At 71.1% G+C, this 24,178-nt stretch carries 23 protein-coding genes; 16 read left to right on the plus strand and 7 right to left on the minus strand.

All coding sequences use genetic code 11. The features are described from left to right. Positions 1-87: 87 nt before the first annotated feature. The 5 genes from Q9S36_RS31770 to Q9S36_RS31790 all read left to right on the plus strand — a co-directional run bounded on the left by Q9S36_RS31770 (position 88) and on the right by Q9S36_RS31790 (position 4,684). Positions 88-840: an IclR family transcriptional regulator gene (locus Q9S36_RS31770; RefSeq protein ID WP_311288834.1), complete on the plus strand. Its 753-nt coding sequence runs from the start codon at positions 88-90 to the stop codon at positions 838-840. 82 nt (positions 841-922) lie between these two features. Continuing rightward, positions 923-2,101: a 4-hydroxybenzoate 3-monooxygenase gene (locus Q9S36_RS31775; protein ID WP_311288835.1), complete on the plus strand. Its 1,179-nt coding sequence runs from the start codon at positions 923-925 to the stop codon at positions 2,099-2,101. 214 nt (positions 2,102-2,315) lie between these two features. Beyond that, complete coding sequence (locus Q9S36_RS31780) at positions 2,316-2,957, plus strand: hypothetical protein (RefSeq protein ID WP_311288836.1); 642 nt, start codon at positions 2,316-2,318, stop codon at positions 2,955-2,957. 221 nt (positions 2,958-3,178) lie between these two features. Continuing rightward, on the plus strand, positions 3,179-4,057 hold the full coding sequence (purU, locus tag Q9S36_RS31785) for a formyltetrahydrofolate deformylase (protein ID WP_251452698.1): 879 nt from the start codon (positions 3,179-3,181) through the stop codon (positions 4,055-4,057). A gap of 42 nt (positions 4,058-4,099) precedes the next feature. Further along, positions 4,100-4,684 carry a PadR family transcriptional regulator gene (locus tag Q9S36_RS31790; RefSeq protein WP_311288837.1) on the plus strand — a complete coding sequence of 195 codons (585 nt, stop codon included), beginning with the start codon at positions 4,100-4,102 and terminating at the stop codon, positions 4,682-4,684. Between the two features lie 8 nt (positions 4,685-4,692). Here Q9S36_RS31790 and Q9S36_RS31795 read toward each other — a convergent pair whose 3' ends face one another. The 4 genes from Q9S36_RS31795 to Q9S36_RS31810 all read right to left on the minus strand — a co-directional run bounded on the left by Q9S36_RS31795 (position 4,693) and on the right by Q9S36_RS31810 (position 9,838). Then, entirely contained in the window at positions 4,693-5,679 is a 987-nt protein-coding gene (locus Q9S36_RS31795; protein WP_311288838.1) for a PDR/VanB family oxidoreductase, read from the minus strand. Position 5,680: 1 nt separating this feature from the next. Next, a complete protein-coding gene (locus Q9S36_RS31800) occupies positions 5,681-6,793 on the minus strand; it encodes an aromatic ring-hydroxylating dioxygenase subunit alpha (RefSeq protein WP_311288839.1) in 1,113 nt (370 codons plus the stop codon). 55 nt (positions 6,794-6,848) lie between these two features. After that, positions 6,849-7,769, minus strand: a complete 921-nt coding sequence (locus Q9S36_RS31805) for a serine hydrolase (protein ID WP_311288840.1) — start codon at positions 7,767-7,769, stop codon at positions 6,849-6,851. 92 nt (positions 7,770-7,861) lie between these two features. Continuing rightward, on the minus strand, positions 7,862-9,838 hold the full coding sequence (locus Q9S36_RS31810) for a M13-type metalloendopeptidase (protein WP_311288841.1): 1,977 nt from the start codon (positions 9,836-9,838) through the stop codon (positions 7,862-7,864). 70 nt (positions 9,839-9,908) lie between these two features. Here Q9S36_RS31810 and Q9S36_RS31815 point away from each other — a divergent pair, with 70 nt between their 5' ends. Both Q9S36_RS31815 and Q9S36_RS31820 read left to right on the plus strand, forming a co-directional pair. After that, the gene (locus tag Q9S36_RS31815) at positions 9,909-10,127 is read left to right on the plus strand and encodes a hypothetical protein (protein WP_311288842.1); all 219 of its coding nucleotides are present in this window, start codon (positions 9,909-9,911) and stop codon (positions 10,125-10,127) included. Then, positions 10,103-11,455, plus strand: a complete 1,353-nt coding sequence (locus tag Q9S36_RS31820) for an MATE family efflux transporter (protein ID WP_311288843.1) — start codon at positions 10,103-10,105, stop codon at positions 11,453-11,455. Before Q9S36_RS31815 ends, Q9S36_RS31820 begins: the two co-directional genes overlap by 25 nt. Before the next feature lie 87 nt (positions 11,456-11,542). Here Q9S36_RS31820 and Q9S36_RS31825 read toward each other — a convergent pair whose 3' ends face one another. Then, on the minus strand, positions 11,543-12,193 hold the full coding sequence (locus Q9S36_RS31825; protein WP_311288844.1) for a TrmH family RNA methyltransferase: 651 nt from the start codon (positions 12,191-12,193) through the stop codon (positions 11,543-11,545). Positions 12,194-12,280: 87 nt separating this feature from the next. Here Q9S36_RS31825 and Q9S36_RS31830 point away from each other — a divergent pair, with 87 nt between their 5' ends. The 3 genes from Q9S36_RS31830 to Q9S36_RS31840 are packed head-to-tail and all read left to right on the plus strand — an operon-like array spanning position 12,281 to position 15,470. After that, positions 12,281-13,426 (plus strand): SpoIIE family protein phosphatase, encoded by a 1,146-nt coding sequence (locus tag Q9S36_RS31830; RefSeq protein WP_311288845.1) that lies wholly within the window; start codon positions 12,281-12,283, stop codon positions 13,424-13,426. Between the two features lie 56 nt (positions 13,427-13,482). Next, complete coding sequence (locus Q9S36_RS31835) at positions 13,483-14,802, plus strand: Nramp family divalent metal transporter (RefSeq protein ID WP_396653886.1); 1,320 nt, start codon at positions 13,483-13,485, stop codon at positions 14,800-14,802. Between the two features lie 32 nt (positions 14,803-14,834). Continuing rightward, the gene (locus Q9S36_RS31840) at positions 14,835-15,470 is read left to right on the plus strand and encodes a metal-dependent transcriptional regulator (protein ID WP_311288846.1); all 636 of its coding nucleotides are present in this window, start codon (positions 14,835-14,837) and stop codon (positions 15,468-15,470) included. Positions 15,471-15,530: 60 nt separating this feature from the next. Here the strand turns inward: Q9S36_RS31840 and Q9S36_RS31845 are convergent, their stop codons facing one another. After that, on the minus strand, positions 15,531-16,490 hold the full coding sequence (locus Q9S36_RS31845) for an SDR family NAD(P)-dependent oxidoreductase (protein WP_311288847.1): 960 nt from the start codon (positions 16,488-16,490) through the stop codon (positions 15,531-15,533). A gap of 100 nt (positions 16,491-16,590) precedes the next feature. On the opposite strand from Q9S36_RS31845, the gene Q9S36_RS31850 reads away from it, so the two are divergent. Beyond that, on the plus strand, positions 16,591-17,400 hold the full coding sequence (locus tag Q9S36_RS31850) for an HAD-IIA family hydrolase (protein ID WP_251452733.1): 810 nt from the start codon (positions 16,591-16,593) through the stop codon (positions 17,398-17,400). A gap of 202 nt (positions 17,401-17,602) precedes the next feature. On the opposite strand, the gene pyrE is transcribed toward Q9S36_RS31850, so the two are convergent. After that, positions 17,603-18,181, minus strand: a complete 579-nt coding sequence (pyrE, locus tag Q9S36_RS31855) for an orotate phosphoribosyltransferase (protein WP_311288848.1) — start codon at positions 18,179-18,181, stop codon at positions 17,603-17,605. A 144-nt stretch (positions 18,182-18,325) separates the two neighbouring features. Between pyrE and Q9S36_RS31860 the strand changes: the two genes are divergently transcribed. The 5 genes from Q9S36_RS31860 (at position 18,326) to Q9S36_RS31880 (ending at position 24,140) form a co-directional block, all read left to right on the plus strand. Further along, positions 18,326-19,870 carry a Re/Si-specific NAD(P)(+) transhydrogenase subunit alpha gene (locus Q9S36_RS31860; RefSeq protein ID WP_311288849.1) on the plus strand — a complete coding sequence of 515 codons (1,545 nt, stop codon included), beginning with the start codon at positions 18,326-18,328 and terminating at the stop codon, positions 19,868-19,870. Next, positions 19,867-21,267, plus strand: a complete 1,401-nt coding sequence (pntB, locus tag Q9S36_RS31865) for a Re/Si-specific NAD(P)(+) transhydrogenase subunit beta (RefSeq protein WP_311288850.1) — start codon at positions 19,867-19,869, stop codon at positions 21,265-21,267. The genes Q9S36_RS31860 and pntB overlap by 4 nt, the downstream gene beginning before the upstream one ends. Positions 21,268-21,297: 30 nt before the next feature. After that, the gene (locus tag Q9S36_RS31870) at positions 21,298-22,137 is read left to right on the plus strand and encodes an exodeoxyribonuclease III (RefSeq protein ID WP_311288851.1); all 840 of its coding nucleotides are present in this window, start codon (positions 21,298-21,300) and stop codon (positions 22,135-22,137) included. Between the two features lie 78 nt (positions 22,138-22,215). Further along, entirely contained in the window at positions 22,216-23,481 is a 1,266-nt protein-coding gene (locus Q9S36_RS31875; protein WP_311288852.1) for a sensor histidine kinase, read from the plus strand. Beyond that, positions 23,475-24,140: a response regulator gene (locus Q9S36_RS31880; RefSeq protein WP_396653893.1), complete on the plus strand. Its 666-nt coding sequence runs from the start codon at positions 23,475-23,477 to the stop codon at positions 24,138-24,140. The genes Q9S36_RS31875 and Q9S36_RS31880 overlap by 7 nt, the downstream gene beginning before the upstream one ends. Positions 24,141-24,178 lie beyond the last annotated feature (38 nt).

Consider the following 24,178-nt stretch of genomic DNA (forward strand, 5'->3'; position numbering starts at 1 on the left):
TGTGGGTATCGTCTCGCGTGAGGCGGCGGGCGGCGCGGGCCATCCCGCTCAATGGGAATCCGACTCGCGTCGTGCCAGGATGCTGTCGTGGCGAACTCCCCCTCCGGCGACTCGGTGACCGAGCGGTTCGTGCGCGTCCTCGAGACCTTCACCCCGACGCGCACGGCGCAGACCGCCGCCGAGATCGGCCGCCGGGCCGGGCTCCCGTCCTCCTCGGCCCACCGGATCGTGGGCGAGCTCATCGACTCCGGTCTCCTCGAGCGCGACGACGATCGCCGCATCCGCATCGGCATGCGCCTGTGGGAGCTGGCGACCCGCTCATCTCACGCCCTCCGTCTCCGCCAGGCCGCACTGCCGTTCATGGAGCGCGTGCAGGCCCGCGTGCGCGAGCACACGCAGCTGGCGATCCTCGAGCAGGATGAAGCGCTCTTCCTCGAGAGGCTCAGCGGACCGGCATCCGGATCGAACGTCACCCGCGTCGCCGGGCGGCTGCCGCTGCACGCGTCGTCGTCGGGGCTCGTGCTGCTCGCCTTCGCCGACCGCGCGCTGCAGGAGCGGGTCCTCGCCGCACCCCTGCGCGCCCTCACACGTTCGACACCCACCGATCCGGCCGGCCTCCGCCGCAAACTCGACGAGGTCCGCACCCTCGGACACGCCATCGCTCCCGGGTACATCGAGGAGGTGTCGACCGGGATCGCCGTGCCCGTGCACGACGAGACCGGCGCGACCGTGGCGGCCCTTTCAGTCGTCCTCCCGCGCGACGCGCAGACCGATTACGCCCTCGTCGAGCTGTACCGCGCGGCGCGGGACATCGAGCGCGCGATGGGCTACCGCCGCTGACGACAGCCCGTTGAATGAGAATCCTCCGATGGATGCCGCGCCCGCCGGTCCAGGATGAGACGCCCCCGTCGAAGGAGACGTCATGACCACCACCGTCCGCACCCGCGTCGCGATCGTCGGCGCCGGTCCCGCCGGCCTGCTGCTGTCGCACCTGCTCGCCGAAGCCGGCATCGAGTCGATCGTCGTCGATCAGCGCACGCGCGACGAGATCGAGAGCACCATCCGCGCCGGCATCCTGGAGCAGGGGACCGTGGATCTGCTCGCGCAGATCCCGGGCTCGCGCGTGCACACGGTGGGCACCCGGCACGACGGCATCGAGCTGCGCTTCGACGGGCACGGGCACCGCATCGACTTCCCCGGGCTGGTCGGCAGGAGCGTGTGGCTGTACCCGCAGCACGAGGCGCTGAAGGACCTCATCGCCGCCCGCCTCGCCGGAGGTCAGGATCTGCGCTTCGGGGTCACGGTCCACCGGGTCGAAGGGGCCGAGACCGACCGGCCGTCCGTGTTCGCCACGACGGCCGACGGCGAGGACCTGCAGCTCGAGGCCGACTTCGTCGTGGGTGCCGACGGATCCCGCTCGAACGTGCGCGTCGCCGTGGCAGGTTCGCACACCGGCGGGTACTTCCGCGAGTACCCGTTCGCGTGGTTCGGCATCCTGTGCGAGGCGCCCGCGAGCTCGGAGGAGCTCATCTATTCGAACTCCCCCGACGGGTTCGCCCTGATCAGCCAGCGCTCGGCGACCGTGCAGCGGATGTACTTCCAGTGCGACCCCGACGCCGACCCGCAGGCGCTCAGCGAGGCGGAGATCTGGGACACCCTGCAGAACCGCGTGCCCGGAACGACGCTGACCGAGGGGCCGATCTTCCAGCGCGACGTGCTGCGGTTCCGCAGTTTCGTCGCCCACGAGCTGCGCCGCGGACGCGTCGCGATCGTCGGGGATGCCGCGCACACCGTGCCGCCGACCGGCGCCAAGGGCATGAACCTCGCGGTCGCCGACGTGATCCTCCTGGCGCAGGCTCTCGAGAGCCTGCTCACGCGCGGCGACGGAGGGCTCATCGACGGGTGGGCCGAGAAGGCGCTGCGGCGCATCTGGAAGGCCCAGCACTTCTCGTGGTGGATGACCTCGATGCTGCACGTCGCGCCGGACGCGTCCGACTTCGACCGTCTTCGCCAACTCGGCGAGCTGCGCTCGGTGGTCGAGTCCGAGGCGGGCCGCACCTACCTCGCCGAGGCGTACACCGGCTGGCCGCTCGAGCCCTGACCCCTCCCGGGGCCGCGTGCGCACGCCGCCCCGGCGTGCGTGATGATCCCGCACGCGGGTGAAACGTGCGCACGCGGCCCCGTCTTACACGGTTCTTAGCCGTGAGGCGTAACGTCAGCCCCGAAGTGAACGGGGAATGCACGTGGGGTTGCGAACCGGCGATGTCGCCGAACGACTGGGGACCCGGCGGGGGCCGGCGGCGGGCTTGGTGATCATGCTGCTGTCCATCGACGCCGCACTGATCCTCTTCCATCTGTCGATGAAATACCTGGGGCATCCCGAGGAGTACGTCTTCGACCTCGGCGCCGATCGCAGCTACAGCGAGTTCTTCCAGTACGCCAAGAACACGTGGGCGATCATGCTCCTCGGCCTGCTCTTCTTCCGCCGACGAGCCGCCGTCTACGGCGCGTGGGCACTCGTGTGCGGGTACTTCCTGTTCGACGACGCCTTCCAGCTGCACGAAAGCGCCGGCATGGCGATGGTGGCCGCCGCGCCCGAATGGGGCGCCGCTGCGCAGCACATCGGCGAACTCGTCCTGATGGGATCGGTGGGCATCGCCCTGGTGGCGGCGGTCTTCCTCACCCACCGACGCGCGTCCGCTGAGGACCGCGCCGTGTCGCGGCTGCTCACGGTCCTGTTCGCGGTGCTCATCCTCGTCGGCGTCGGCCTCGACGCCGCGCACCACCTCCTGCTGCCGCAGCCCGTCTTCGACGCCCCGCTCACCACTGTCGAGGACGGCGGCGAGCTGATCGTGCTGAGCCTCGTTGTGGCGTTCGTCTTCGCCGTCGCCATCTGCGGGCACCGTGCGAGCGCCTCGACGGCGCGCATCGCCGACGTCGACTCCGCGCGGGTCTGAACCCCCGGGCCGCGCGCCCGGCGGGGCCGCGTGCCCGGCGGGGCTGCGCGACCAACGGGCCGCGTGCGCACGCAGCCCCGGCGTGCGTGAAAATCCCGCACGGGTGTGAAGCGTGCGCACGCGGCACGATCGGCGAGCCGCGGCACGAAGCGACGAGCGGATGCCGCCGCCGACGGATGCCGCGACCGGCGGCATCCGTCGGGACACGGCAGAATCGATGCATGCCCGCTACCCCGCACCTGCTCGCCGACCACGCCTGCCTCATCGTGCACGGCAAGGACCAGCCGGGGATCGTCGCCGCGGTGTCGGCGCTGATCACCCGTCACCGGGCGAACATCGTCGCGTTCGACCAGTACTCGGATGACCCGACGGGCGGCGCGTACTTCCAGCGCGTGGTCTTCCACCGCCCCGAGCTGGCGGCCGCCCTGCCGGAGATCGAAGCGGACCTGGCGACCACCCTCGGCGACGGGTTCGACCTGGAGTGGACCATCACCGACCAGTCGGTGCCCAAGCGCATGGCGATCCTCGCGTCGAAGCAGGACCACTGCCTGCTCGACCTGCTCTGGCGCCACCGTCGCGGCGACCTGCCGGTCAGCATCCCGATGGTCGTGTCGAACCACACCACCTCAGCCGAGGATGTGCGCTCGTTCGGCGTGCCCTTCTTCCACGTCCCCTCGGTAACCGGGCCCGACAAGTCCGCGTCCGAGGCGAAGATCCTCGATCTGCTGCGCGGCAACGTCGACTTCGTGGTGCTTGCCCGATACATGCAGATCCTGTCGCCGGACTTCCTCGCGCAGCTGGGCGTGCCGGTGATCAACATCCACCACTCGTTCCTGCCCGCCTTCATCGGCGCCGAGCCGTACAAGAAGGCCAAGGAGCGCGGCGTGAAGCTCATCGGCGCGACGTCGCACTACGTGACCGGCGACCTCGACGAGGGCCCGATCATCGAGCAGGACACGGTGCGGGTCACGCACGCCGACACGACCACCGAACTCGCCCGCCGCGGAGCCGACGTGGAACGTCAGGTGCTCTCGCGCGCCGTGCTGTGGCACGCACAGGATCGTGTGATCCGCCACGGCAACCACACGATCGTGTTCTGAGTCACATCTCGGCAACGGCCGCCGGCGGAGGGAGGTGATCGAGTGAGTCTGCGATACGCGCTGCTGGCGATCCTGCGGGTGGGGCCTCTCTCGGGCTATGACCTGCAGAAGCAGTTCCACCAGTCCGTCGGCCATGTCTGGCATGCGCCCGACTCTCAGATCTATCCCGAGCTGCGCAAGATGGAGCAGCTCGGGCTCGTCGAAGCCGAGGAGCAGCCCCGGGGCGAGCGCGGCACCCGCCGGATGTACCACGTCACCGAGGCCGGCGACCGGGCGTTCCTGGACTGGATGGCCGAGCCCCTGGACTATCAGCGGGTGCGTGAACCCGCCCATCTGCGCGCGGCCTACCTCGAGACGACGACCTCCGAGGCGGCACGTCAGTTCCTGCAGGCGCACATCGCCCAGTGGCAGAGCGAGCTGGCCCAGTGGCAGGGTGAGCTCGAACGCGTCGAGTCCGTCACGAACCCGATGCTGGTCCGCCGCCTCGCGGCGACTCCCGAGGCGGGGCGCGAACGGACGATCGCCTTCAAGCGCTTCGCCTACGAGGGCCTCGTCGCGCGTGCCGAGGGCGAGATCGCGTGGGCACGCCGCGGGCTCGCGCTCGTGGACAGCCTCGAAGGCACCTGACCCGGCCCTCAGGTCAGCTGAAGGTCGATCCGCGGCGGGGTGCCGCCGCCCTCGGCCGACACGCGCGACACGCACACGCACACCTTCGTCATCGCGTGGCGCTGACGCTCGCTGTAGAAGACGTCCCGGTGGTCGATGGTCCCCTGCAGTGAGAGCACCCGCGCCTCGCAAAGGCCGCACTCGCCCTTCCGGCAGTCCGAGAGGGCGTCGACGCCCGCGGCCTCCAGAGCCTCGAGGATCGACTGGCCGGGCCCGACCCGACACTCCACTCCGATGGCGGGGATGCCGACGACGAACGGCTCGGGAGCGAACCACCCGCTGTTGCCGAACGTCTCGAACCGCAGCGACGTGACCGGGCGCCCCGCCTCGGCCCACGCACGGCGCACGGCGTCCATGAGGCGGATCGGGCCGCACAGGTACAGCTCGGTGCCCGCCGGAAGATTCTCGACATAGGCCTTGACGTCGAGCGGCGTCGCCTCGTCGCGGACGTGCACGTCGAGGCGGTCGCCGTGCTCGGCGGCCAGGTCCTCGAGGTACGCCATCGCCCGGCGCCGGCGTCCGCAGTACGCGACCCGATAGTCAGCGCTCCGCAGACGGGCCGCGCGCGCCATCCCGAGGATCGCGGTGACTCCGACTCCGCCCGCGAGAAAGGCGTAGCGGGGCGCCCCCGGGCGGAAGGGGAAGTCCTGCCGCGGATCGGTGACATCGATGACGTCCCCGGCCCTGAGCGCATGCATGACGCGCGCGCCACCGCGAGAGGTCTCGCTGTCGAACACGCTCAGCGCGTAGTCGCCGTCGTCGCCCACCGGCTCGACCACGGAGTACGACCGCTCGAGAATCTCACCCCCGCTCGTCACACGGACGTCGACGTGCATACCCGGCTCGATCCGGCGCGGCGCCTCGGGCGAGAGCACGATGCGGCGGATCCGTTCCGCGACCGGCCGGGAGTCGACGACCTCGGCTCGCTGCCACGACACGGTGTGGGACGCGGCCACCTCAGCGCTCCACGGCGTGAGCGACCGCGGAGCGGCCTTCGGCGGCGAGCATGCGATCGAGGATGCGGCGCACCCACATTCCGCCGGCATCGATGTTCAGGCTGTAGAACTCGTAGTCGGGGTTGGCATCGATCGCGGCCTGCTGCGCCGCCAGCATCCGCTCATCCTCACCGAAGACACCGTGCACGCCGTTGCGCAGCTGCGTGGTGATCAGCTGGCTGTCGAGCCGGTAGTTCCGCTGGAACGACCAGAAGTACAGACTCGTGCGGTCGGTCTCGGGCGTGATCGTGTTCATGACGTAGCCGTTGACGCCCTGACTCCGGTCTCCCTCGGGCGCCCCGGTGCCTGCCTTGGCCACGCCGACGTCGATGCAGATGGTCGACGGGGCCTCGAAGTGGATGATCTGCCACCGGTCCACCCGGCCGTCGTAGTCGGGGAACTTGTCGCGCATGTTCTTGAGCCAGAACGGCGGAGGTTCGATATCGCGCATCCACCGCTCCACCGTCACGGTGGTCTCGGTGTGGCTGGTGATGAACTCGGCCTCGCTCAGTTCGCGCTGCCCGATGCTCGAGGAGTGCACGAACTCCTCATGCGTGAGATCCATCAGGTTGTCGAGCACGAGCTGATAGTTGCAGGGCGCGTGGATCAGCTCGCCGTCCCCCGTCCAGGCGGGGTCGGTCATCTGATGCATGTCGGGAATGGCGTCGGGGTCGGCGACCGAAGGGTCGCCCACCCACACCCACACGTACCGATATCTGTCGACCGTCGGGAACGAGGGGACCGTCGCACTCGGGTTGATGGTCTCCTGCGCCGGCATGTGGGTGCAGCGGCCCGCCGGGTCGTACCTCAGCCCGTGGTAGGGGCATTGGATCTCATCGCGGATGACCTTGCCCATCGACAGCGGGGCGAGGCGATGCCAGCACGCGTCGGCCAGCGCCACGGCCCGGCCGTCCTCGGTGCGGTACAGCGCGAGAGGTCGTCCGGCGACCGTCCGCGCCAGCGGTGTGCGGGTCACTTCGTGATCCCACGCCGCGACGTACCAGGCGTTCCGCGGGTGATCGAAGATCTTCGCGATCGTGGTGGCCGCCATCGTCACTCCCTCGTGCGAAGCCATTTACCTATGTTCATAGGTAAATATGCCGCATGGGCGCCACCCCGTCAACGACGAGTCAGAAGACGTACTCCATGAGCTCGGTCCCGAGCGTCCGGAACGCCTCGTGCGCGCGGACGCGGTGGAGGATCGAGAGGTCGTCGAAGCACACGATGAGCGCGTAGGCGACGCCCGCGCGGGGGCCCGCCAGCACTCCCGCCTCGACCCGGATGCCGGCGTCGCGACCGGTCTTGTTCACGAACAGCAGCCCGTGCTCGTCGTTCTCGTGGCGGAACGGGTCGAGGCCGGTCGCGGCAGCCGCGAGCGAGAGGTCGTGGTTGAGGCTCAGCCACTCGGCGACCTGGGCGCTGACGCCGGCAGAGACGGCCTGCGAGTTCACGAGCGCGGCGAACAGCTGCGACAGCTCTCGGGCCGAGCCGAGCGCGACGTGCGGGGCGTCGTCGGGCCCGCGGACATCGCGGAACCCGTCGAGCAGAGCCGTGCTGGTGCACCCGAGCGATTCCAGGCGCGCCCGCACCGCCGGAAGACCGACGCGCGAGAGCAGGGCGTTCGCCGCCAGCTCGTCCCCCGCCGCCGCCGTCAGCACGGCGAGGTCCGTCAGCGGCAGCGCCGGCGCTCGCAGGTGCTGCCACACGCCGCCGCCCGAGACCTGCCCGACGATCGTCCGGTCGACGATCTCGAGCGGGTCCAGCGTGCCCTCTTCGAACCCGGCCGCCACCTCGATCAGCAGCGGCACGACCCCCAGACCCGCCACCGGCAGGGTGACGTAGTCGTCGCCCGCGAGCACCGTGGTCCCCCGGTCGAGGTCGGTGACGCGGACCGAGACCTTCGCGCCCGACGCGGCGAGATCGTCGAGTGCTTTCAGAGTGGCGGTGAAGGTACGCCGCCCCGCCGCCGCGCGCCGTGGGGGGCGGCGGCCGCTGCGTCGCGACCCCCGGTGCGACGCGGCATCGTTCCGGGGCTCGGGTGGCAGGGCCACGGGCTTCCTTCCGCTGTTCGGGTCGTCGGATGGGAGCGCCTCACGGCGCGGGCGGCGCGGGCGGCGCGGACCACGCGGGCGGACCCGCGCGGTCACCAGATGGTGACGCGCTCATCCTCCTCCAGCCACAGCTCATCCTGGGGCTTCACGTCGAAAGCGTCGTAGAACGCGTCGACGTTGCGGACGATCTGGTTGCAGCGGAACTCGTTCGGCGAGTGCGGGTCGATCGTCAGCAGGCGGATGGTCTCGGCATCCCGGCCCTTCTGCTGCCAGATCTGCCCCCAGCTGATCAGCAAGCGCTGGATGCCGGTGAGGCCGTCGACTTCGGGGCCTTCCGCGGGCTGGCCGGCGGCCTCGAGGGCGAGGCGGTAGGCCTTGATGGCGATCCCCAGTCCGCCGAGGTCTCCGATGTTCTCGCCGATGGTCAGCGCGCCGTTGACGTGGTGCTCGTCGGCGAGTCCGCGCGGAACGAGCGCGTCGAACTGCGCGATGAGCGACGCGGTGCGCTCCTCGAACGCCGACCTGTCGGCATCCGTCCACCAGTCACGCAGCGAACCGTCCCCGTCGAAGCGGCTGCCCTGGTCGTCGAAGCCGTGACCGATCTCGTGCCCGATCACGGCACCGATGCCGCCGTAGTTGGCGGCGGCGTCGCGCGTCTCGTCGAAGAACGGGTACTGGAGGATGGCCGCCGGGAAGACGATCTCGTTCATGAGCGGGTTGTAGTAGGCGTTGACGGTCTGCGGCGTCATGTACCACTCATCGCGGTCGATGGACTGGCCGACCTTGCCCAGCTGCCGGTCGTGCTCCCAGACGTGGGCGCGCCGGACGTTGCCGACGAGATCCGTCGGATCCACCTCGAGGGTGGCGTAGTCCTTCCACTTCACGGGGTAGCCGATCTTCGGCGTGAAGGCGTCGAGCTTGGCCAGCGCACGCTGACGGGTCTCGGGGCTCATCCACTCCAGGTCGGTGATCGACCGGCGGTATGCCTCGATGAGGTTCGCCACGAGCTCGTCCATCGCCACCTTGGCCGAAGGCGGGAAGTGCCGGTCGACGTACACCTTTCCGATCGCCTCGCCCAGCGCCGCCTCGGCGAGGCTCACGCCGCGCTTCCACCGCTCGCGGTTGACCGGCACGCCGGTCAGCTGCGTGCCGTAGAACGAGAAGTTCTCATCGACGAAGGCCTCGGACAGGAACGCGGCGGACGCGTGCACGATCGCGAAGCGCAGCCACGCCTTCCAGTCCTCCAGGCGCTCTTCGCTCAGAAGCGCGCCGAGTCCTTCGAGGAAGCTCGGCTGGTATACGTTGACCTCGGCGAAGGCATCCGGATGCTGGGGTGCGACCGCCTGTGCCCACGGCGTGAGATCGATTCCGAGGAGCTTCTGCGCGTCGTCCCACGACATGAGGTTGTAGGTGGCGACGGCGTCACGGCTGCGCACGTTGTCCCAGTGGTGGGAGGCGATCTCGGTCTCGAGCGCGAACACGCGGTCGGCGGTCTCGCCGGCGTCGGGCACTCCGGCGAGCGCGAGGATCCGCTCGGCGTGGCCGCGGAACGCGGTGCGGGTGGCCTCGAAGTTGTCGAGCCGGTAGTAGCTCTCGTCCGGAAGGGACAGACCGCCCTGGATGAAGAAGGGCACGTAGCGCTGGGGGTTGCCCGGATCGGGCTCGATGTAGAGGTGGATGAGGCCCGCCACGCCGTCGCGCTCGAGGGCTCCGACGGTGCGCAGGAACGAGGGGATGTCGTCCACCGCGTCCACCAGCGCCAGCTGCGGCGCCAGGGGCTCGGCGCCGAGCGCCTCGATGCGCCCGGTGTCCATGAAGCTCGTGTACAGGTCGCCGATCTTGCGGGACTCGGTTCCGGGCTCGGCATCCCGGGTCTCTTCCACGATCGCGCGGACGTCCTTCTCGGCCTGCTCGGCGATGAGGTGGAACGAGCCCCAGCGGGCCTTGTCGTCGGGGATGTCGGTGCGTTCGATCCACGCGCCGTTGACGTGGCGGAACAGGTCGTCCTGGGGGCGGATGTCGGCGCTGAGCTCCTCGAGCGCGAGACCCGAACGGGGGGTGTCGGTCATGCGAACAAGGATATGCGCCTGCGATGTCGGCGGTCGGGAGTAGCGTCGTGACCCGACGGAAGGATCCTCCATGACGACGCTCACCGATCGCGACGGCACCGCACTGCTGGTGGTGGATGTCCAGAAGGATGTCGTCGACGGCGCGTGGGACCGCGACGGCGTGGTGCGCCGCATCGCCGACCTCGTGGATCGCGCACGACGAGCGCGCCCGGCAAGACGGCCGCGGTCGCGAATGCCGCCGACGTCGATCTCCACTGAACCGGCGTGGCCGCGCGCGACACCGAGGTGAGAGCGGGATCCTCCCGTGGCTCGCTGAACCGCGACATCCTGCGACTGGCGGTACCGGCACTCGGAGCGCTCGTGGCCGAGCCGCTGTTCCTCATCGTCGACTCGGCACTCGTCGGGCATCTCGGGGTGGCCCCGCTCGCCGGCCTCGGCATCGCCTCGGCCGTCCTTCAGACGATCGTCGGTCTCATGGTGTTCCTGGCGTACTCGACGACACCCGCCGTCGCCCGCCGGTTCGGCGCGGGCGACTCCTCGAAGGCCGTGTCGGTGGGCATCGACGGGATGTGGCTCGCGCTCGGAATCGGCGGCATCCTGGCCCTCGTCGGGTACCTGACCACGCCGTTCCTCGTCGGACTGTTCGGCGCCTCGCCCGAGGTCTCCACCCAGGCGGTGACGTATCTGGGCATCTCCATGTGGGGCCTGCCCGCCATGCTGATCGTCTTCGCCGCGACCGGACTCCTGCGCGGGCTGCAGGACACCGTGACGCCGCTGTGGATCGCCGGGCTCGGCTTCGGCTCGAACGCCCTGCTCAACTGGCTGTTCATCTACGGCTTCGGCTGGGGGATCGCGGGGTCGGCGGTCGGCACCGTGGTCGCGCAGTGGGGCATGGTCGCCGCCTTCGCGGTGGTCGTGGGTCGACTCGCGCGCACCCACGACGCCTCGGTGCGCCCGCAGCGCGACGGCGTGAGCGGGTCCGCGCGGTCGGGCGGCTGGCTGTTCCTGCGCACGGTGTCGCTGCGCGTCGCCCTCCTCGCCACCGTCGCCGTCGCCACGGGGCTCGGCACCGACGAGCTGGCGGGATGGCAGGTGGCGTTCACGATCTTCTCCACGGCCGCGTTCGCGCTGGATGCTCTGGCGATCGCAGCTCAGGCGCTCATCGGCAAGGGTCTCGGCGCGGGCGATGTGTCGCTGGTCGGACGAGTCCTCGCCCGCACCCTCGCGTGGGGGGCGTGGTTCGGGGTCATCGTCGGCGCGCTGGTCGCCGCCCTCTCGGGCGTCATCGGCCTGGCCTTCACCGGAGACCCCGCCGTGGCGGCCCTCGTGCAGCCCGCGCTCATCGTGCTGGCGATCGCCCAGCCGGTCTGCGGCGTGGTGTTCGTGCTGGACGGCGTGCTCATCGGTGCGGGCGACGCGAAGTATCTCGCCGTCGCGGGCGTGTTGAACCTGGTGCCGTTCGCTCCGGCTCTCGTGCTCGTGGGGGTGCTCGCGCCGGCCGGCGCCGCGGGCCTGGCATGGTTGGCGGCGGCCTTCTTCGGCGTCTACATGCTCGCGCGACTGGCCACGCTCGGATGGCGGGTGCGGGGGCCGGCGTGGATGACCGCCGGCGCCTGAGCGGGCGGCATCCGTCGTCGCGAAACTCGCCGGATCGCCGGTGTCACCCGCGCCCCGCATGCGAGCGGGCTCGGCGGTGCGGGGGCGTCACGCCCAGCGGCGGCACCACTCGTACATGACCACCGCGCCGGCCGCTCCGGCGTTGATCGAGCGGGTCGACCCGTACTGGGTGATCTCGACGACGGCGGATGCCGCGGCGAGCGCCTCCGGCGACAGCCCCGGCCCCTCCTGTCCGAACAGCAGCACGCACCGCTCGGGAAGATCCGCGTCGGGCAGCGCGACCGATCCGTCGACGTTGTCGATCGCGATCACCGGGAGTCCCTCGGCGTCCGCCCATGCGGCGAAGGCCGCCACATCCTCGTGGTGTCGCACGTGCTGGTAGCGGTCGGTGACCATCGCGCCGCGGCGGTTCCACCGGCGGCGTCCCACGATGTGGACCTCGGCGGCGAGGAAGGCGTTGGCGCTGCGCACGATCGAGCCGATGTTCATGTCGTGCTGCCAGTTCTCGATCGCGACGTGGAAGCCGTGACGGCGCGCGTCGAGGTCGGCGACGATCGCGGCCATCGTCCAGTACCGGTACCCGTCGGCGACGTTGCGGGTGTCGCCGTGGGCGAGCAGCTCGGGGTCGTAGCGGGGGTCGTCCGGCCAGTCCTCGGGCCCGTCCGGCCAGGGACCGACGCCGTGCGCGGGCGCGGAGTCGGCGGCCGGGTCCGTCGAGTCGCGGGCAGGGCTGGTCACCGCCTCAGGCTAGCCGCCGCGTCCTGGGTGCGCCCGCCGCACTCGTAGGATGAAGGCCGGGGAGTTCATCACCGGGGGGTCGTGTACGTGTCAGCCGAAGAACACCGTCAGCGCGCCATCGAAGCGCTCGGCATCCTCGACACTGCTCCCGACGAACGCGTCGACCGCATCACGCGGATCGCCCAGCAGGCCTTCGGCGTGCCGATGGTCAGCGTCACCCTGATCGATCGCGACCGGCAATGGCGAAAGTCGCAGATCGGCCTCGGCGGCAACGAGGCCCCGCGCGAGGGCGCGTTCTGCGATGTCACCGTGCGCCAGGGCGACACGCTCATCGTCGAGGATGCCGCGCTCGACAGCGTCTTCTCGACCAACCCGTTCGTCACCGGAGACCCCAACCTGCGCTTCTACGCCGGCCACCCGATCCAGGCGCCGTCCGGCGAGCACGTCGGCACGCTGTGCATCCTCGACACGACGCCCCGGCATCTCAACGACGCGCAGGTCGCGCTGCTGCGCGACCTCGCCGAGTGGGTGCAGGCCGAGATCGCGCAGGTCGACCAGATCGACCAGGCCTCGCTGGTGCAGCGTGCCCTCCTCCCCGCCGAGATGCCGGAGACTCCGGGGTACACGCTGGCCGCCGCCACGGTCGCCGCGGGCCAGATCGGCGGCGACATCTACGACTGGTACCGGCTGGGCGACCGGCTGCGCGTGACGCTCGCCGACGTCATGGGCAAGGGCATCGGGCCGGCGATCATCGCCTCGGCCGTGCGGGCGTCGCTGCGCACCGCACCGGATCGCCCGCTCGCGGCCGCCGTGAGCGAGGTCGACCGGCTTCTCGAGGACGACATCGGCGGCACCGGCGTGTTCGTCACCGCCTTCCACGCCGACGTCGAGCTCGCGTCGGGCGAGATCAGCTTCGTCGACGCCGGTCACAGCCTCGGGTTCATCCTGCGCGCCGACGACACGTGGGATTACCTGCGCTCCACGGGGCTTCCCCTGGGCATGGGGTTCGACGACGGCCGCGAGTCCGCACTCGCCGTGCTCCACCCCGGGGACGCCCTGCTGTGCTGCTCGGACGGCCTGCTCGACGTGCTCGACGGAGACCCGTTCGAGCACGTCCGCCGGGTGCTGCGGGCAGAGGGACCGCAGGGAGCGGTCGACGAGGCCGCGCGCCTGGCCCGCTCGCACCGCGGTGTCGACGACCTGACGGTGCTCGTGGTGCAGCGGGACCGCTGACCCCGCACCCGCGAGCGCATCTTTCGGCCGGCCGAAAAGTGCTCTAGCATTTCGGCGTGCCGAAAAATCGCCTCGCGTCTCCCCCCGCCCCGCTCGCGGGCCGCGCCCCGTCGGCCCCGAGGCTGGCCTGGCTGATCGGCCCGGCGCTGGTCGCGGGCGTGGCCTACCTCGACCCCGGCAACGTGGCCAGCAACATGACCGCCGGAGCCCGCTACGGCTACCTCCTGGTGTGGGTGGTCGTGATCGGCAACGTCATGGCCTGGCTGATCCAGTACCTGTCGGCCAAGCTCGGCATCGTCACCGGCCAGAGCCTGCCCGAGACGCTGGGGCACCGCATCCGCAACCCGTGGGCGCGACGCGCGTACTGGCTCCAGGCCGAGCTCGTGGCGATGGCCACCGATGTCGCCGAGGTCATCGGCGGCGCGGTCGCGCTGTGGCTGCTCTTCGACATCCCCCTGCTGTGGGGCGGAGTGATCACCGGCGCGGTGTCGATCGTGCTGCTGCTCGTGCAGTCCCGGCGAGGTCCGCGCACGTTCGAATTCGTCGTCATCGGCCTGGTCGCCATCATCGCGCTCGGGTTCACGTTCGGGGTCTTCCTCGCTTCGCCGGTTGCCGGGGGTGTCGCCGGCGGCCTGATCCCACGATTCGAGGGGACCGACTCGGTGCTGCTCGCCGCGTCGATCCTGGGCGCGACGATCATGCCCCACGCCATCTACGCCCACAGCGCGCTGAGCCGTGACCGCTTCGCTCCCCCGGCCCGAGCCGAGGACCCCGGACCAGGCCCGCGGATCCCGGTGTCGCTCGAGAAGCTCCGCGGCATCTCGACCGATCGCCTGCTCACCGCCACGCGCTGGGATGTCACGATCGCGATGGCGATCGCGGGCACGGTGAACCTGTGCATCCTGCTGCTGGCCGCCGCCAACCTCGCAGGCGTGCCGGGCACCGACTCGCTCGAAGGGGCCCATGCCGCCCTGGATGCCGGGCTGGGCCCGCTCGTGGCGACGCTGTTCGCGGTGGGACTGCTCGCCAGCGGTTTGGCGTCGACGTCGGTGGGGGCGTACGCCGGGGCCGAGATCATGCACGGCCTCCTGAAGGTGCGGGTGCCGCTGCTGGCTCGGCGGCTCGTGACCCTCGTCCCCGCGCTCGTGATCCTCGCCGCGGGGGTTGATCCGACCCTCGCGCTCGTGCTCAGCCAGGTCGTGCTGTCGTTCGGCATCCCCTTCGCGCTGGTGCCGCTGGTGGCCCTCACCGCCAAGGCGGACGTGCTCGGTCGGCACCGCAACAGGGTCATCACGACGGCGGCGGGGGTGGCGGCATCCGTCTTCCTCATCACCCTCAACGCGATCCTGCTGTGGCTCCTTCTCACCGGAGCGTGAGCGCGCCTCGGAGCGCCCGGTAGCCTGGGGCCGTGGCTTCTCCCGCCTACGACGACTACCTCAAGACGATCTACCACCACACCGAGTGGCAGGGCGATCCGATCACCCCGTCGCAGCTGGCCGCCACGCTCGGCCTTGCGCCGTCGAGCGTGACCGAGATGGTGCGCAAGCTCGCCGCGCAGGGGCTGGTGTCGCACCGCCCGTACGGACCGATCTCGCTCACGGCCGCCGGTGAGCGGCGCGCCGCCGCCACCATCCGGCGCCACCGCCTGATCGAGACGTGGCTGGTGCGCGAGTTCGGGTACGCGTGGGACGAGGTGCACGACGAGGCGGAAGTGCTTGAGCACGCCGTCAGCGACCGGCTGCTCGAGGGCATCGACGAACGGCTCGGCCGGCCCCGGTTCGACCCGCACGGCGACGCGATCCCCGACGCCGAGGGCCGCGTGCAGCGGGTGCCGTTCGTGCTTCTCGCCGACGCGCGGCCCGGCCACACCGGCACCGTGCTGCGGGTGAGCGACCGCGACTCCGAGTTGCTGCGCGCGGTCGAGTCCGCCGGCGTCGAGGTGGGCGCGGAGGTCACCGTGACGGATGCCGGCGCCCTGCGCCTGGGCGACGCCGACATCCCGCTCCCGCCCGGGGCACCCGACGCGGTGTGGCTCACCGTCTGACGCGGGCACCCACCCGGCGGGCCTCAGCGCCCGACACGTCTCGACGCCCTTCCGCCGGGCTCACCGCCTGACGCGCGCCGCCTTCGCAAGCGGCCAGCGGACGCCGGTGGCGTCTTCTGCGGCGTGCCACAGTCGTTCGGCGACCTCGTCGTCCCGGGTGATCGCGGCGGCGGACTGACGTCGCGGCTCGCCGTGGGTGACCCACCGGGGCCCCCAGTACTCGCCGCCCTCGATCGCGGGATCGACGAGCGCGCGCACCAGCGGCCACGCACCGTGCTCCTTCGACTGCGCGATCGGGCTCTGCAGGTTGTCGACGAATCGTTTGCCCCGGCTCGGCTCGTTCACCCCGAGGATGCCGGGGGTCCGCCCCCGGATCGCATAGCCGGGGTGTGCGACGACACTCGAGACGCCCACGCCCGCCTCGCGCAGATGCCGGTCGGCGGCGAAGCCTAGGGCGGTCGTGGCGACCTTCGACTGCACGTACGCGCGCCACGCGGTGTACCCCTCGGCGAGCTGCGGGTCGATCGGGTCGTAGCGCCACAGTGACGTGGACACGCTCCCGACCCACACCATGCGGCCCCCGCCCGCGGCCAGGGTGGTCAGCAGTGCCCCGGCGAGCGCGAAGTGCCCCAGGACGTTCGTGGCGAGGACGAGCTCATTGCCGTCGGCGGTGGTGCGGCGCTCACGCGGAGGGTGCACGATCCCGGCGTTGAGGAGAAGTCCGTCCAGACGCCGGCGCATCCCGGCCGTCGCCGCAGCCGCACGGACCGATCCGAGGTTGCTGGTGTCGAGCAGCAGGGTCTCGATCTGCCACGGTTCGGCGTCCGGAACGCGGCGGTGCAGGGCCGCGCGCGCCGTCGCGAGGCGGTTCGGGCTGCGCCCGGTCATGACGACCCCGGCTCCGGCGCGCACGAGCTGCTCGGTGGCGAAGTAGCCGAGGCCGGCGTTGGCCCCGGTGACGAGGTACGAGCGCCCGGACAGGTCGGGGAGCCGCTCGGGGTCCCATCGCTCGCGCGCCACGGTCCGACCCTACGCCCGCACCGGCGAACGACGGCGGCACCGCGCCCGGTCAGCGGTTCCGCAACGGCGGACCACCGGCATCCGGGCCTAGTCTGGTCGCATGCCGACGCGCGCCGAGATCGAATGCTGGCTCACCGACATGGACGGCGTCCTGGTGCACGAGAACACGCCGATCCCCGGAGCGAGCGAGCTGCTCGAGCACTGGCGCAGCACCGGCACACCGTTCCTGGTGCTCACGAACAACTCGATCTTCACCCCGCGTGACCTCAGCGCCCGTCTGCGCGCCTCGGGTCTGGTCGTGCCCGAGGAGTCCATCTGGACTTCGGCGCTGGCGACCGCCGACTTCCTGCGGACGCAGCTGCCGGGCGGCACCGCGTTCGTCATCGGCGAGGCGGGGCTGACCACCGCGCTGCACGAGGCCGGGTTCATCATGACCGAGACCGACCCCGACTACGTCGTCGTGGGCGAGACCCGCAACTACTCGTTCGAGGCGATCACCAAGGCGATCCGCTTCATCGGCCGCGGAGCCCGCTTCATCGCGACCAATCCCGACGCGACCGGCCCGTCGACCGAAGGCGTGCTGCCCGCTACGGGTGCCATCTCGGCCCTCATCACCAAGGCCACGGGCAAAGAGCCCTACGTCGTGGGCAAGCCCAATCCCATGATGTTCCGTTCGGCGCTCAACCGGATCGGCGCGCACTCCGAGAACACCGGCATGATCGGCGACCGCATGGACACCGACATCGTCGCCGGCATCGAAGCGGGCCTTCACACCGTGCTCGTCCTCACCGGCATCAGCGACCCGGCCGAGATCGAGCGCTATCCCTTCCGGCCCAGCGAGGTGCTGGACTCGGTCGCCGATCTGCTGCCCGACGAGCCGGTCGAATCGGAGATGCCCGAGGGCATCTGACTTCTACCGTCGAGGACATCGTCGCCGAGGCGGCGGAGGGGAGACGCCCATGATCAGCGAGGTCGAGCAGAATCTGCTCTTCGGGGTCGCCTTCATCACGATCCTCGGCACGCTCAGCGTGTTCGTGTGGCAGTGGTGGCGCAGCCGGGGACGCGACTGAATCGTCCCTCGCCCCCGAGATCGACCGGGTGCGACGAGGGGGCTACTGCGGCGCGAGCCCGAGGTCGTCGAGGTCGATGGCGGCGAGCCACTGCAGGCCCTCGGCCTCGACCGCGGCCTGCGCACCGGTCTTGCGATCGACGATGACGGCGACGGCGACCGGCTCCGCGCCTTCGCGCCGCAGTGCCTCGACCGCCTTGAGCGCCGACTGCCCCGTGGTCGAGGTGTCTTCGACGACAACCACGCGCTTGCCCGCGACATCGGCGCCCTCGACCTGGCGGCCGCGGCCGTGGTCCTTGGGCTCCTTGCGCACCACGAAGGCGTCGAGCGGCTTGTGGGTGCGCGCCGACTCGTGCATGACCGCGTTGGCGATGGGATCGGCGCCGAGCGTGAGACCGCCGACGGCGACGATGCCGTCCACGTCGCGGATGAGGTCGAGCATGATGCGGCCGATCGAGGGCGCCGCGCGATGGTCGAGGGTCAGCTTGCGCATGTCGACGTAGTACGTCGCCTGCGCACCGCTCGACAGGGTGAAGTCGCCGTGGAACACCGCCTCGTCCTGGATCAGGGCGATCAGATACTGGCGGTCGGCTTCGAGTTCGGGAGTGGACGCGACGGTCATGGTCCCGAGTCTATAAATCCCCTCTTCGTCCCGCGCCACCGGTCGATACCGTGGCGACGCGGCCGAGCCGGCCCGCGTCGCCCCTAGAGTCGTGTCGAGACCCGCGCGCGAGCGGTGCAGCACGCGCGCAGCATTGGAGCAGCCATGACGCGCATCGGCATCGTCGCCGAACCGCCCGGCGAGAACCGCGTCGCGGCCACCCCGCTCACCGTGCAGAAGATCGTCGCGCTCGGCTACGAGGTCGTGCTGGCCGCGGGGGCGGGTGCGGCATCCGCCTTCCCCGATCAGGCGTACGCGGATGCCGGCGCGACCGTCGTCGACGAGGCGACCGCGTGGGCGGCGGACGTGGTCCTCACCATCGCGCCGCCGCAGCCCGCCGACATCGCACGTCTGTCGGATGGCGCGACACTCATCGGGATGCTCTCGCCCGCGCTGCGACCGGATCTCGTCGAGGCACTGTCCACTCGCGGGATCACCGCACTGGCGATGGACGCGGTGCCGCGCATCTCCCGCGCGCAGTCGATGGACGTGCTGAGCTCGATGGCGAACATCTCCGGTTACCGCGCCGTGGTCGAGGCCGCCCACGAGTTCGGCCGCTTCTTCACCGGTCAGGTGACCGCGGCCGGCAAGGTGCCGCCGGCGAAAGTGCTCGTCGCGGGCGCGGGCGTCGCGGGGCTCGCCGCCATCGGCACCGCGTCGAGCCTGGGCGCCGTCGTCCGCGCCACCGACCCGCGACCCGAGGTCGCCGATCAGGTGCGCTCGATCGGCGGCGAGTACCTCGCGGTCGAGGTGGCGGAGCAGATGGACTCGAGCGACGGCTATGCCAAGACCACGAGCGAGGCGTACGACCGCCGCGCCGCCGAGATCTACAGCGAGCAGGCGGCCGACGTCGACATCATCATCACCACGGCGCTCATTCCCGGACGGCCCGCGCCGCGCCTCATCACCGCTGACGACGTCGCACGCATGAAGCCGGGCAGCGTGATCGTCGACATGGCGGCCGCGCAGGGCGGGAACGTCGCGGGCTCGGTGGCCGGCGAGCGGGTGGTCACCGACAACGGCGTCGTGATCCTCGGCTACACCGATCTCGCCGGGCGGCTCCCCGCTCAGGCGTCGCAGCTGTACGGCACCAACGTGCTCAACCTGCTGAAACTGCTCACCCCGGGCAAGGACGGCCGTGTGGTCCTCGACTTCGACGACGTCGTGCAACGCGGTGTGACGGTGGTGCGCGACGGCCGGTCGACGTGGCCTCCCCCGCCCGTGCAGGTCTCGGCCGCCCCGCCGGCCAGGACGACGGATGCCGCAGCCGCCGCCCGGCCGGCGAAGATCGGCCTCTCCCGGACGGCCAAGACCGCGCTCGCCGTCGCCGGCGCCGCGGTCCTCTTCGGCCTCAGCGCCATCGCGCCCGAGCCGCTGCCGCAGCACCTGACGGTCCTGACGCTGTCCGTGGTGGTGGGCTTCTACGTCATCAGCAAGGTCACGCACGCCCTGCACACGCCGCTCATGAGCGTGACGAACGCGATCTCGGGCATCATCATCGTCGGAGCGATCGTGCAGCTGGCCGCGCCCGGGCTCGTCGTGCAGATCCTCGCGGCGGTCGCCGTGCTGCTGGCCAGCATCAACATCTTCGGCGGGTTCGCCGTCACCCGGCGCATGCTCGGCATGTTCTCGAAGGGCGACGCCCGATGACCGCCGCGTCGGTCGCGACCGCGGCGTACCTCATCGCCGCGCTGCTGTTCATCCTCAGCCTGGCCGGGCTCAGCCGCCACGACACCGCGCGCCGCGGCGTGACGTTCGGCATCGTCGGCATGGCGATCGCCCTGATCGCCACGATCTGGCTCACGGCGTCGTCAGCGTGGGGGTCGCCGCAGGCGGCGCTCGGGCTGGGGCTGCTGATCGTGGCGATGCTCGTCGGCGGCGCCATCGGCCTGTGGCGGGCCCGCAAGGTCGAGATGACCGGCATGCCCGAGCTCATCGCCCTCCTGCACTCCTTCGTCGGCGCAGCCGCCGTGCTGGTCGGCTGGAACGGGGCGCTGTACGACACCGGCCTCGAGGGAGCGCTCGCCGACATCCATGACGCCGAGGTCTTCATCGGCGTCTTCATCGGCGCCGTGACCTTCACCGGGTCGATCGTGGCGTTCCTGAAGCTCTCAGGCCGCATGTCGTCGAAGCCCCTGGTCCTGCCTGGCAAGAACGCGCTCAACCTCGGCGCCCTCGTCGCATTCGTCGGGCTGACCGTCTGGTACGTCATCACGCCCGAGCTGTGGCTCCTCCTCGCCGTGACCCTGCTCGCCCTCGCCCTCGGGTGGCACCTGGTGGCCTCGATCGGCGGCGGCGACATGCCGGTCGTCGTCTCGATGCTCAACAGCTACTCGGGCTGGGCCGCCGCCGCGGCCGGCTTCCTGCTGAACAACGACCTGCTGATCGTCACCGGCGCCCTCGTGGGCTCGTCGGGTGCGTACCTCTCGTACATCATGTGCAAGGCGATGAATCGGTCGTTCCTGTCGGTGATCGCCGGCGGTTTCGGCATCGAGGCGCCGCGGGGCGACGACGCCGACCACGGCGAGCATCGCGAGATCGACGCCGAGACCGTGGCCGACATGCTCACGGGCGCCTCCCGCGTCGTCATCACCCCCGGCTACGGCATGGCGGTCGCGCAGGCGCAGTACCCGGTTGCGGAGTTGACCGAGAAGCTGCGCGAACGCGGCGTGGACGTGAGGTTCGGCATCCACCCCGTCGCCGGTCGCCTGCCCGGCCACATGAACGTGCTGCTGGCCGAGGCGAAGGTGCCGTACGACATCGTGCTCGAGATGGACGAGATCAACGACGACCTCGCCGCCACCACGGTGGTGCTCGTGATCGGCGCGAACGACACCGTCAATCCGGCCGCGGCCGAGGATCCCACGAGCCCCATCGCCGGGATGCCGGTGCTGCGGGTCTGGGAGGCCGAGAACGTGATCGTGTTCAAACGGTCCATGGCCTCGGGGTATGCCGGTGTGCAGAATCCGCTGTTCTTCCGCGAGAACACCGCGATGCTCTTCGGCGACGCCAAGGACCGCGTCGAGGACATCCTCCGCGCGCTGTGACCCCGGCATCCGGGAAATATGCTGGGGTCCATGCGTCTTGCGACCTGGAACGTCAACTCCATCCGTGCCCGCGTCGACCGGATCGTCGACTTCACGGTGCGCGAGAGCATCGACGTCCTCGCCATGCAGGAGATCAAGTGCAAGGCCGAGCAGTTCCCGTTCGAGAAGTTCGAGGAGGCCGGCTACCACGTCGAGGCCCACGGCTTCTCGCAGTGGAACGGCGTCGCGATCGCCAGCCGCGAGCCGATCGAGGACGTCGAGACCGCCTTTCCGGGGATGCCGGGCTTCGCCAAAGGCCATGAGGGGCCCGACGCGCCGCAGGAGGCCCGGGCGATCGGCGCCACCGTCGGCGGGGTGCGGGTGTGGAGCCTGTACGTGCCGAACGGCCGCGCGCTCGGCGACCCTCATTACGACTACAAGCTGCACTGGCTGAAGGCGCTCGAAGAGCACACCCGGGCGACCCTGCAGGCGGACCCCGATCTTCCGCTTGCGCTCGTCGGCGACTTCAACATCGCACCGACGGATGCCGACAACGGCGACCCCGCGGTCGTTCCGGGGTTCTCCACCCACGTCTCGCCGCTCGAGCGCGACGCCTTCGCGGCGCTGGAGTCCGCCGGTCTGCAGGACGTCGTCCGCCCGCTCGTGCCCGCAGGCTTCACCTACTGGGACTACAAGCAGCTCCGCTTCCCCCGCAACCAGGGCATGCGTATCGACTTCATCCTCGGATCGCGCGCCCTCGCCGACGCCGTCGCCGGCGCGGCCATCCACCGCGAGGAGCGCAAGGGCGACGGCCCGAGCGACCACGTGCCGGTGGTCGTGGACCTCGACCTCGACGGCGCGGACGACGACGATCGCCCGATGATCTTCTAGTCCCCCATGAGGGGGATGCCGGGCGCCATCCCCCGTGAGGGGGATGCCGGGCGCCGGCCTCCCCCGTAGCGTGGAGGGATGCCTCGCCCGCCCGAGCCCGCGCTGCGCCGCGCCCGTCCCACCCCCCGCGATCTGCGCGCCGACGTCTGGCTCGCCGGCGGCCTCCTCGTCGCGGCGGTGCTGAGCACCGCCCTCGGATCCGTGTCAGGCGTCTTCGGCGACGAGACGGCGGGCGTCGAGTGGGCGCTGCTGTATGCCGTCGCCCTCACGGCACCCCTGGCCGTGCGGCGCCGGTTCCCCGAGATCGTCGCCGTCATCGTCTCGGCGGCGTTCTTCGTGGCCGTCTCGGCCCGCATCCCCGAGATCTACGTGGGAAACGTGGCGATCTTCATCGCGATGTACACCGTGGGCGCGTGGGTCGAGGACCGCCGCCGGGCGGCGATCGTCCGCATCGCGATCATCGTCGGCATGTTCATCTGGCTGCTGGTGACGACCTTCCAGGCCGCGACCGCGCCCACCGAGGAGGGCCTGTCGCGGGTCGGCTTCTTCTCGCCCTTCGTGGCGTTCATGCTCATCCAGTTCCTTGTCAACGCCGCGTTCTTCGGCGGCGCCTACTACATGGGCGACCGGGCCTGGGCGGCGGCCCTCGAGCGCGCCGACCTCGAGCGGCGCACCGACGAGCTCGAGCGCGAACGCGAGGTGACCGCGGCGCAGGCCGTCGCCCTCGACCGCGTGCGCATCGCCCGCGAGCTGCACGACGTCGTCGCCCACCACGTCTCGGCGATGGGGGTGCAGGCGGGCGCCGCGCGGGCGGTGATGGACCGCGACCCCGACGCCGCGCGCGACGCGCTCCGCGGCGTCGAAGGCTCGGCCCGCTCGGCACTGGACGAACTGCGCCATCTGCTCGAGACGCTCCGGACCACCGACGCCGAGTCGGGTGATCCCTCGACCATCGGGCTCGAGAACATCGGCGACCTCGTCGTCCACGCCTCGGCGACCGGGCTTCCGACGACGTTCCAGGTCGTCGGCAACCCCGTCGACGTTCCCGCCGTGGTGCAGGTCAACGCGTTCCGCATCGCACAGGAGTCGCTCACCAATGCCCGCCGTCACGGCGGCCCCGGCACGACCGCCGACGTGCGCCTGCGATACACCCCCGACGCGCTCGAACTCGAGGTGACCGACACCGGTCGCGGTCGCGGGGAGTTCCGCCCGGGGCTCGGCATCGTCGGCATGCGCGAGCGCGCGGCGGCGTCGGGCGGCGAACTCGAGGTCGGCCCTCGCGAGCGCGGCGGCTTCCTCGTGCGCCTGCGCGCGCCCCTCCGCGCCGAGGCGGTCGCATCGTGACCATCCGGGTGCTCCTCGTGGACGACCACGCCGTCATGCGGGCCGGCTTCCGCATGATCCTCGAAAGCGAGCCCGACATCGCCGTCGTGGGCGAGGCGGCGACGGGCAGCGCGGCCGTGGCCGCGGCATCCGCTCTGCGTCCGGACGTCGTGTGCATGGACGTGCAGATGCCCGACATGGACGGGATCCAGGCCACGCGCCTGCTCGCCGCCGACGCCGCCGTCGACGCCGCGATCGTGATCGTCACCACCTTCGACCGCGACGACTACCTGTTCGAGGCGCTGTCGGCCGGGGCGAGCGGGTTCCTGCTGAAGAACGCCGGGCCCGAGGAGCTGGTCTCCGCCGTGCGCGTGGCGGCGGCGGGCGACGCGCTGCTGGCCCCCGAGGTGACCCGGCGGGTCATCGCGCGGCTCGCACCCGCGTCTCCCCCGAGTCCGGCGCCCGTCACCACGCCGCCTGCCGCGACCCCCGAGCTGACCGACCGCGAGACCGACGTGCTGCGCCTCGTCGCGCAGGCCATGAGCAACGCCGAGATCGCGCGTGCGCTCTACATCGGCGAGGCGACCGTCAAGACGCACGTGTCGAACGTGCTGCAGAAGCTCGGCGCTCGCGACCGCGTGGCCGCGGTCGTGTGGGCGCACCGGCACGGTCTGGCCTGACGTCGGCTGCGATATCCGCCTCACGGGGGATGCTGTGA

This window comes from Microbacterium sp. ARD31, assembly GCF_031844425.1.